At 47.7% G+C, this 11,008-nt stretch carries 4 protein-coding genes; all 4 read left to right on the top strand.

Annotated elements, in window-relative coordinates; all coding sequences use genetic code 11:
* The first annotated feature begins 246 nt into the window (after positions 1-246).
* Genes OCV77_RS07305 through OCV77_RS07290 form a run of 4 tightly spaced genes read left to right on the top strand, consistent with a single transcriptional unit; the run spans position 247 to position 10,937 of the window.
* A complete protein-coding gene (locus tag OCV77_RS07305; RefSeq protein ID WP_262574340.1) occupies positions 247-636 on the top strand; it encodes a hypothetical protein in 390 nt (129 codons plus the stop codon).
* Complete coding sequence (locus OCV77_RS07300; RefSeq protein WP_262574339.1) at positions 611-1,021, top strand: DNA-binding transcriptional response regulator; 411 nt, start codon at positions 611-613, stop codon at positions 1,019-1,021. The genes OCV77_RS07305 and OCV77_RS07300 overlap by 26 nt, the downstream gene beginning before the upstream one ends.
* Positions 972-6,641: a hypothetical protein gene (locus OCV77_RS07295; RefSeq protein WP_262574338.1), complete on the top strand. Its 5,670-nt coding sequence runs from the start codon at positions 972-974 to the stop codon at positions 6,639-6,641. The genes OCV77_RS07300 and OCV77_RS07295 overlap by 50 nt, the downstream gene beginning before the upstream one ends.
* A gap of 21 nt (positions 6,642-6,662) precedes the next feature.
* Positions 6,663-10,937, top strand: a complete 4,275-nt coding sequence (locus tag OCV77_RS07290) for a hypothetical protein (protein WP_262574337.1) — start codon at positions 6,663-6,665, stop codon at positions 10,935-10,937.
* Positions 10,938-11,008: the final 71 nt, after the last annotated feature.

Here is an 11,008-nt window from a genome sequence, read left to right as displayed (position 1 = left end):
AAACCTGCGTCTTAAACAAAGTCGGTTGCATTTCCCTTGACAAGATGCTATCCTAATTATAGTACCAGACTTTCCGATGAGAAGGTCTGGTTTTTTTATGTGATAGGAAATTCCTATCACATAAAACGCTCCGCGAGGATCGCACTGCGGCGGTTAGGAAGTATGTCGCAGAAGCGACCCGCCGCAGGCGGAGAATCCTGTGAGCAGGATTCTTTTTTTATTTTTTTTCAGGAAAGGAGGCTCAGCATGAAAATCGCACTTTGTACGGAGCTGAGAAATGTGGAATGGTTTGAAAGCAGGCTGCGCTCCCTTTTTGATGGGGATGGGCAGCTTGCGATTGACGAATTGTGGAATGAGAACCAGCTTGCTCAGGCACTGCGGCGGAGCCGCTACCATGCGGTTGTCATCGCCATGACCGGAGCAAAGGGACTGGAGGCGGCCATACAGGCGAAGCGGCTGGCACCAGAAGTACCGCTTGTCTGGTGGAGTGATGATGAAAACTTTGCCCTGATCGCGTATCACCTGCGTATCCCTGTATTTCTTCCGGCAGACTGCTCCGATCAGGAGCTATATGAGGCGATAAAACCCATCATGAAATGGAGGTGCGAAAATGCGAATTGCGCTATGCAGTTATAGCCAGAAAGAAAAAGAAACCGCTTTGCTGATGAAGCTGGGCAAAGTAGACCGCTTTGATAATGGCGTATTTTGTACCTATGCCATGCAGCGGGATGGGCCTTATGATGCTGTGGTGGTCATGGAGGACGGAGCCAGGGGGATGAATTTCTGCATGAGCATACGAGGGTACAGCAGGGATGTCCCTCTCCTGTGGATCAGCGATCAGGCAGAGTTTGAACCCCAAAGCCGCAGGATGCAGGCGGACACCTTTTTGGTAAAGCCTGTGACGGAATATCAGCTGCGGGAGGCAGTATCCCGGCTGCTTCAGGGAAAAAGGGTAAAAGAGAGGAGTTTACATGAAAAAGAAAAACACCATGCCAGAGAAGGATTGGCAGCAGACCCATGAAAAAATCAGGCGGAGGGAGCTGCGTAAGCGCATACTTGTGATGGGCTTGACCGTTGCGATGGTTGCCAATACTGTAGACCTGTCCGCACTCTCGGTTTCTGCAAAAACCGATGAAAGTGAGACAGGTAAAACGACTATTGTTTCCTTTGAGGAGCTTTCAAAGGACATCACAGAGCAGACCCTGCCCATCGGTGCGCTTGAGAGCGACATCAAGTTTCCGACCAGCCTGACCGTTACGGTAGAAAAGACCACGCATGCGGATGAAAAGGAAGCCGACGATGAAGAAGATGCTTCCGAGACGGGAGATACAGAGAAGGACGATGCGCAGAAGGATGACAGTAATGGAGATACTGCGTCCTCTGATGATAAGAAGGATACAGAATCCTCAGATGAAAAGGATGGCGATTCCGGCAATGCGGACGCTTCCGAGACGGGAGATACAGAGAAGGACGATGCGCAGAAGGATGACAGTAATGGAGATACTGCGTCCTCTGATGATAAGAAGGATACAGAATCCTCAGATGAAAAGGATGGCGATTCCGGCAATGCGGATGCTTCCGATAAGTCTGGTACTTCTGACAATGGAAATGCAGATACAAAGGATTCGGATACATCAAAGGATTCTGGAAATTCTGACAAATCAAACAACCCAAATGGCTCTAGCAGCTCTGATACAGAGGATACACAGGCACGTGCCGACCTACCCTCTGCTTTTGGTGCGCTTATTGGACAGATGGCGGATGCCCTTCTGCCGCATAAACTCATAGTATACGCGGCAGAGAAGGACGATGCCTCTGACACAGCAGCCACATCCGACGGTGCAGACAATGCAAAGAAAACCGACACAGCATCTACATCCGATAATGCAGACAGTGTAAAGACGACAGGCAGCGCTGACGCAGCAGCTTCCTCTGATACCGAGACAACGACGGAGAAAATCCGTCTGAAAAACATCAAGTGGGAGCTGAATGTGGAAGAGAGCGACGCAGAAGAATTTGACAGCAGTGAAGCGTCAAACGGCTTCTGCTATGCCTATACGCCGGTACTGCCGGATGAGGATGGAGACGGCAACCAGCTCGTATTAGGTAAAGACGTGGAGCTTCCGACCATCTATGTGCTCGTAGGCGAATATGGGATTGCGCTGCTGGCTGGGAGTGATACAGTCCAGATAACAGAAATGAATGCTGATGGAACGAAGAAAGCCCCCTATACCGCTCAGGACCTTGCAACATGGATTAACGATAAGAAAAGCGCAGGACTGCAAAAAGTTTCCATTAAACTGTTGAATAATGATGCATCTATAACAAGTACGCTTACCATTGATACAAGGTTGGCAAAAGAGATAGAGCTGGATTTGGATGGCCATACATTAACACTGGCTGACGGTGCACGTTTATATTTTAAAAGAGCAAATATAACAATTACCTCATCCGGCTCGAAGGAGGGAACGATTACAGGCAACTATCAATATGGGCAAAATAGATTAAAAGGAGATGGACTGATAACTGTAGATAGAGTGCTGAAAATTGAGCATGTCACAATCAAAAATGCTGGAACCGGTTCCACAGTTGCGATGTGGGAAGGTGCGACCTGTACCATTGACAAAGCAAATATTAGTGGAAGTAATGGTAGTCAGGAAGGCGTCATTACTATTTGTGACAGTAACGCCTGTACAATTACCAATACGAAGGTGACCGGAAACGTTAAGTCTAGATATGGCGCTATTATGTTTATGGACAGCTGCTCCGACTGTATCATTGGCGGCGGCGCAGTTATTGAAAACAATAACAAGGATTCTCGCTGCATCGGTGTTTACAGTAATAGTAGCATTAAAATTACAGTTAAAAAAGGCGCTACTTTAACAGCGAATGCTGGCAACCGTATTATAATGGATAACGAATATAAAAAGTTAGCTGTAAACATTGAGGGTGGAACCTTTAATGGACGTCTTAGATTACCCGACAACAGCCAGATTGCAGAGGGAACCTTTACACCTGCCCAAGCCTCAGGCAATGCGATTTGGGTTAATAATCCTAAGAAAACCCTGCAGGACTTTCTGAAGGTCGGCTATACCTTAAAGTATGATGATGGTACCTATGCAGACCTAACAGCCAGATGGACAGACGAAGGGAAAAAGGTAACGGCTGTTAAAAGTCCGCTCTATTTCACGACGCATCCTACGATTTCAAGCGGAGCGGAAACTGTGATGGAAAACTATACCGCTGCCGAGGCACCTGTGCTAACCGTAAAAGCGGTATCTGGCAGTGATAGCAGTGGCAGTATCTCCTACCAGTGGTATGCTGATAAAACAATAAATGGAACAACAACCAAAGTAGAACAAACGGGGCAGGATGCAAAAACTGCGACCTACAGGATTCCTACAGGACTTTTGGCAGGCACCTATCAATACTACTGTGTAGCGACCTGCGGTGAATATACGGAGACCTCCAAAAAGGCTGTCTTTACGGTAGAAGAAGGTGTTGCGGAAGTTACGGTAGGTGGGAATACAACACGTTATGCAACACTTACGAAAGCATTCGATGCAGTTAAAGCTACAGTAAATACTGCTGATGCGGATGCAGACCTTGAAATTACGTTGAAAATCCTGAAAAATATTTCTGAGCCAGAAAGCGAGTGGAAAATAGATGGGGGTACAAAAAAGGTCAGCTTTTGTATGGATCTTAATGGCTGTACCGTTACAGGAAAGGGTCTTTATATCACTGGCGAAGGTGTGGAGGCAGTCTTTAAAGACGCAGGCACGGGACAGAATGGAACACTGATCGCCCCAGTTTCTATTCAGAACAAAGCAAAGCTTACGGTAGAGAATGGTAATTATAAGGGTGTCTTGAGGTTTTTGGGTGGTGCGGCTGCAAAGCTAAAAGATGGTTATTACAGCAACAGTATTTATATTGGAAAAGCTAGTGAGATGCACAATACTGATATTTCCTGTACAATTACCGGAGGTACGTATGAGGGAGAAGAGGTTCTGGTATGTGGAGGTGCCACCCTTAGCGTATCCGGAGATACTGCAAAGATAAAGGCTCTGCATATAGACCACAGAGAGTTTAGCCAGATAAAACGTGCAAAAGTAATGCTTTCAGGTGGTGAGTATGGAGAGATTGCTCTGAGCAATTTTGGTAAAAATGATGATTCTCTGCTTGATAAAACGCAGGGTTATGCTATTGCGGATACGCTGGAAGAAGGCTATGCTTTTTATTCAGCCGGTATTAAGACCGATATAAGCAGAACGGATAGAAGTCAGGGCAGTGTAAAAGTGCTTCGCGCTGACATGCCGGAGGATACATCTCAGGCCGTTGTAAAGTTTCAGATAGAAAAAAATAGCGGTGAGACAAAAACGATGTATTTCCTGACATGGGATGCAGCAATGTTCTATCTGGAAGAATCGAAAGAGCATCAAAAGAATGAAGAATACAAGTTATGGAAGAAGCTGGAAATCCTGCTGCTGAAGGATACGATAGCAGGTAAGAGTATAAACAAGATGCTCGATAAAGTATATTTGCCGGCTGAGATAACGCTGCGTTCAGAGGGTGATGAGCCACATACCTTGACGGGTAAGGGAAACTACCTGTTTATGACAGGGAGACAGGATGTTACCATAGAAAATATAAACGTGGTCGGAAACATAAGCTTTCCTGGTGATACCGCTGTACTGCGGCTGGGCGAGGGTGTAGCTGGACTAGAGAATGTAACGGTTCCTTCTGGCAAGGCTGAGATAGTTATAGAGAAGGGAGCACAAATACCTGATGCGTTTACGGGAGATGAAAGTAATCTGGATGCCAGCATCTACTGTAATCATGACTCTGCTGATTTTTCCAGCAAAATAACGAAGGGAGCTGGCGCATTTAAGATATGGTTTCCGATAGAGCTTGGTGGTATCGCTCTGCCCACAGGTGGAGAAAATGACACGAATGTCACAAAGAGGGACGGTGTAACCTACGGACTGTACAGCAATGGAGGTACGACAGGTCAGAAGATTAAGGTCACGGGCGAAGTCTGCTCTTATGAGCCTTATGGCGGCAATGCAGTAACGATAGATACGACAGACCTTTCCTTCACGATGCCGTCTTCTAAAGTAACCCTTAAGGCACATACGAAGGATGACTATGGCTATTGCAGCATCTGCGGAAGGACTGACCTTGCGGAAGCCTATAAAAAAGGCTACCTTCATATCGAAGGTCTGGAAGGTCGTACCTACGATGGCTATCCGCAGGTAATGACGGGCATTACACTGATGACTGCAAAAGGAGCTGTAAAGCTTACCGGACCAGAATACAAATCTGGAAAAGAGCTGGCACAGGACTCCACAAACTCTGCCAATGCAGACATTAAAAATGCAAATTATACGGTAGTCTATAAAAACAACATTAAATGTAATGAAAATAAAGAGTCAACTGACGCGCCTACAGCGATAATTACCGGATGCGGCGCTTACTATGGTACGGTTGCATTTAAGTTTGCAATCGGACTGGGTGAGATGCAGGCAGCAGGCGCTACGGCAACTGCGGCAGAGTATGATGGAACGGCACATACGGCATTGGCTGACAGTGATGCGATAAACGTAACACTTAAAGCAGATAAGTATGATGAGAATGCCCATATTCCGGTAACAGGCGGCTATATTGCACCCTGCACGGGTAAGACGCTTGCAAAGGATGGGTTTGACAGTGAGTATGTGGATAAATTTCCGCTGAAAATATCCTGCAAATTGGCAGATGGGAAAGGGTATGATAATGCGAATGAGTATACGGTTACCAATGCAGGCAGCTATCCTTTTACGATTATGGTCATGGCGGAAAATAATAGTTGTCCGTCTGTTGAGATACCGCTGACAGCGAAGATTACGCCGAGAGATTTAAGTAAGTTATCAATTCCTCCTACTCCGCTTAGTGGCTGTGCTTACTACACCGGAAAGCCGTATTCTTTTGATGACCTTGACTGGGAAGCTGCGGATCTTAAAAAGCTCCTGACAGACAGCGGCGTTACAGGTGCGGATGGCGGCAGCTATGTTCTGGTAAAGGATACAGACTTTACGGTAACGGAGGAAGATGCGACCGGACCTGCTACAGGTGCAAAGCCGGCAAAACTTAACCTTACCGGCAAGGGCAATTATACGGGAAATGCGGCGATACGCTTTGAGATTCCGTATGCCTTTACGCTGGCGCAGACGTTAGTTTCTGGCACTGATAAATGGTACAGGGCGGATGTGCCTGTAAGCTTTGCGATTGATGACAAAAATGACGCATCTTGGATTTTATACAGAAGCAGTAAAGCAGCTGCTTCAGATTCCTGTCTAAACGGCAGCGTGGAGATTTATGAAAGTCTTAAGGCGGCGGTTGCAGGCGAAAATCCGGGCTATACCTTCACGCAGGAGGGTAAAAATACGGTAACGCTCTATGGAAAGGATACGGCAAAGGGCTGTCTTTCCGAGCCTGTGGAGGTAACCATCTGCATTGATAAGAGCGCGCCGACCTGGGCGGATAAGGATGGCGTGGCGGATGGTTATGGTATCCAGATTAAGGAAAACTGGTTCCGGTCGCTTTTGAACACCATCAGCTTTGGCTATCTTTATAATGATGCAACACTGGATATTAAGATATAGGCAAATGATAAGAAAGCCGATGTGGCTGAGGTCAGCGGCATTTCCAGGTATTACTATTATGTTGAGAAGGTTTCAGATACGGCGTTGGCATCAGTAAAGACAAAGGATGAACTGGATGCGCTGGCAGCAGGCGGTAAGTTTTCGGAAGTAGCCGCAGGAACAGGCACTATTCTTCCATCATCAGACGGCGCAACCATTTCGGGCAGCCTGAGCAGCGAAGGAAATTACGTGGTCTATGCCTATGCAGTGGATGGTGCGGGAAATCAGAGTGATTATATCTGTACCGATGGCATTGTGGTGGATGCACAGGCTCCTGTAGTAAAAATAGCTGACCCGAAAAAAGAAGACGGTACTATGAAGGATACAGAGGCGATACTCAAGGTTAATTTAAGCGAAGATGCAACGCTGATGTGGTTCTTTGTATCCGAAGGAGTATTTGACGGGGTTACTGACTACACCTACGACGACTGCAAAAGAGATATTGAAAGTTATATGAAAGGTGAGCCAAAGTACCCACAGTTCGCTGTCGAAAACGATGGAAAATGGGCGCCCCGCAATGGGTGGAATTTTAAAGCGGACGAAAATCTTTATTGTGGACAATGGGAAGTTCGTACGGAGGGACTTAAGTATAGTAATGCTAACCAAAACTTTGTTGCGAGTTTGACACCTGCAATCTTCAAAACGACAGGAACAAAAGGTGATAATAAAATTGAAATAGGTAATTTGGGAAAGCCGGACGTTTATTTTCCATTGTATCCAAGTAAGAAAACTGCGGTCTGGATAGCAGCCATTGACAAGGCAGGCAATATAACGGCATTAACGGAGCCTGCTATTGAATTTACCACTACAAAGGCGATGCCGAAGGTTACGACACTTCCGGAAGTAAGCGGCGTTTACGGTAATGAGACTGCAGATTTAAAGATAACGAAGGACGGCGTTGCCAGGTATGGTGATGATACCATTACCGGTACGTGGACTGTTCAGACAGGCGATACGCATATATGGCAGATGAATGATACCGGGAAATGTCTTGTAACCTTTACACCGGATACAAGCTATGGCGATACCTATGAAGCGGCAGTTGTGGAGGTTATGCCGACGATTGCAGCGCGCCCGATTACGATTAAGGTTGAAAATATGCACAGAACCTACGGAGAAATTTTCCCGGGAATGGAAAAGCTTAAATTTAAAATCGTAAGTGGAACATTGGCGGCTGGCGATACGGAGGCAGAATTTTGGAAGGAATTAGATTTCTGGACAGATGCGGAGGCAACAAAGCCGGATGGTGCTGCTGGCAAGTGGGCGTTTGGGATTAAGGAAGCTTCAACCAGTGGAAGGTACAGCATAAAGGTAGAGGGCTATTATGAGGACATCAACCACGATGACTCTGCTGCTGTTACGAGAAAAAATGGTTTCCTTTACACTGACAAGGCACAGGGCAAGTTTGTGAAGCTTGCAGGCTATCAGGATAACTGGAGTGTTAGCTATGGAGCTGCTCCGTTCTCTCTGGCAGTAGAAACAAATAATATCCACTACAACCTTCCTGAATATACCGTCATAGATGCAAAGGATGCAAATGGTAATGATATAGATAAAGCAGACATTGCGACAAGGCTTCTTTCGGTTTCAAGGGAAGGAGAGGTAACGATTAAGGGCGCAGGAAGCGCGACGATTAAGCTTTTATATCCTACAGCTATAAATTATACAGAGGCAAAGCCATTGACCATAAAAGTCAATATCGCACAGGCTTCTTGGAATCCACCAAACATTTACAGAGATTTTCTGTTCCTCAGGGGCGGCTCGGACAGCATCGACCTGGCAGCGCTTCTGCCAAAGGATTGCGGTGGAGTAACCTATGACGTAGTCAAGACGTCGGATAGTAAAAGCATCCTTGAAGGAGTGAGCGTTTCTCAGGATGGCAGGCTCTCTTACACAGTAAAGACAGGTGGTGCAGTAGGTGACGCGGCAACGATAACTGTGCCAGTATCGACTGCGAACTATAATATAAATACCAATCAGGGAATCCTGGTCGTAATAAAACTGATAGACCAGCTACCGGTACAACTAAAGGGCGGCATAAGCCTTAAGAAGGCTGCCTTAACCTACGGAGAGGCGCTTTCCAGCCTGCAGTTTAACAGTGCAACCTTTGCGGATAAGGTGAGCGGAAAGACAGTACCCGGAAAGCTTTCCTTTGATGAACCGGATAAAAAACCGGATGCAGGGAATTACAATGCGGCATGGACCTTTACACCGACGGATGATGCGTATGCGAAGTGCAAGGGAATGATAACGGTCAGCGTCAAAAAAGCAGTGCCGAAGGTTGTGAGCGTGCCGATTCCCGAAGCGTATTACTACAGCCCTACGAGTATTGCGGCTGACTGGTGTCAGAGCCATGCGCAGAAGCCGGGCGAGGTAAGAGGCGCAGATGGCGCAATGCTTGATGGCATCTGGCGCTTTAAGGAGGCAAGCCTTGTACCAAAGCCTGGAACCAATGCGTATCCGGTTATCTTCACGCCGACGGATACGAAAAATTATGAGACAATAGAAAAAACGGTAACGCTGACAGTAAAGAAAGCAATGCCGTATATCAGTACACAGCCCGCCACAGCAAATGCGTATACGCATGGCGATTACCTGTACAATCAGACGCCTACAGGTGCGGCGATTTATGGCAATGGCATGGGAAGCACTGGCACTGGCACTGGAGCAGCTGCATCGGTAGCCGGAACCTTCAAGTGGAAGGCGCCTTCGACGAAGCTTACCTATCTTGGAAATAAGACCTTCGAGTATCTCTTTACACCGGAGGATACTGCTTCCTATGAGGCAGTGACAGGCAGTGTGACAGTAACGGTTAATCAGGCACAGGCTGCACCGTTTATGCCGGGCAGTAAAATGAACGTGGCACATTCCTGTGAGACGGTCGGCAGTGTGAAGCTGCCACAGGGCTGGAAATGGGATGATGCGGATGCGGCAAAAGCACTGGTAGAAGATGACGGCACTGGTGGTAATGTAACTTCTGCAACGGCAGTCTATGACGGGGCAGATAAGGGCAGCTATAAAGCGGAAACCGTTACGATTCAGATTACCCGTGCAAGCTGCGAGCATGCAAAGAAGGAAGTAAAGGGAGCTGTCAAGGCAACCTGTATCGCAGAGGGAACTACGGGTGAGACCTGGTGTCTGGTATGCGGTAAGAAATTAGATGACGGTGTTGCAACGCCGAAGGATACGGCGAACCATACGAATCTTGTAAGTAGACAGCTCAGACCGGCAACGACCACGCAGGAGGGCATCATGTCCTATGCGTGCAGCGACTGTGGCTACTATGCGGAAAAGGCGATTGAAAAGCTTGTATCTGGCGGCTCTTCCAGCACAGGAAGCAACTCAGGCAGGAAGGATTCTACGGCAGCGCAGTCAGCAAACCAGGCACCGGCTCCGACGCCTGCACCCGCTCCTATGCCAGTACCGGCTCAAGCTCCGGCGCAGCCGGCAAACCCGATAAGACCGCAGGGCAATACAGCTGCAGAGCAGGGTGAGCAGGCAATGCCTTTTATCCGCGGAGAGGACGGCAAGGAAGGCTGGGACGTTATCAAGGCAGAGACAGCGGTACGCGCAGAGGGCGAGAGGGTCACTGTTGATATGAACGGTGCAAGCGTAGTGCCGGGCGATGTATTCGATGAGATACGAGGAAAGAACGTAACGATAGAATTCGACCTGGGAGGTGGCATTTCCTGGTCCGTAAATGGAAAGAGCGTCTCAGATAAGGTTGGAGACGTTGACTTTAGGGTAACGTATGGCGAAGAGGCGTCGGATGCGATTCCGGTAGACCTCATCAATGCGCTGACAGGCGAGAGGGCTTCGATGAATGTAACGCTTGCCTATGAAGGAAGGTTTGGCTTTGAGGCAGTCCTGCGCATCAATGTAGGGGCAGCTAACCAGGGGCTTATGGCAAACCTCTTCTACTACAATGAAAGCACAGGGGAACTGGAATTCATCAGTGCAGGAGAGGTAGATGCGGAAGGCTTTGCTGATCTTAGCTTCACCCATGCTTCGGATTATACCATCGTGTTAGATGAGGCTTCGATGGAGGAAGCAGTTACGGCAGATACCACAGGTGCAGAGGGAAGCGATGGGGCTGAGAGTGCAGAGACAGCTTCCGAGGATAGCGTAAAGGATAACTCTGATACGGAGAGCAGGGCAGCGATTATCTGGCTGATAGCCTTTGCAGGAATCGCAGCGGTGGCAGCGGTAGGAGCGGTAGCTGTAAAAAAGCGCAAGGAAAAGAAACAAACCAAATAAATCTATGAGTGGAAATGCTCCTGATTTTGTAATCGGGAGCATTTTTTGCTTTATAGGAGCGTGCCCAGCAA

The organism is Suilimivivens aceti, from assembly GCF_025567405.1.
Lineage (GTDB): Bacteria > Bacillota > Clostridia > Lachnospirales > Lachnospiraceae > Suilimivivens > Suilimivivens aceti.
The sequence above is the reverse complement of the archived record's forward strand: the minus strand, read 5'-3'. Positions and strand labels throughout refer to the sequence as shown.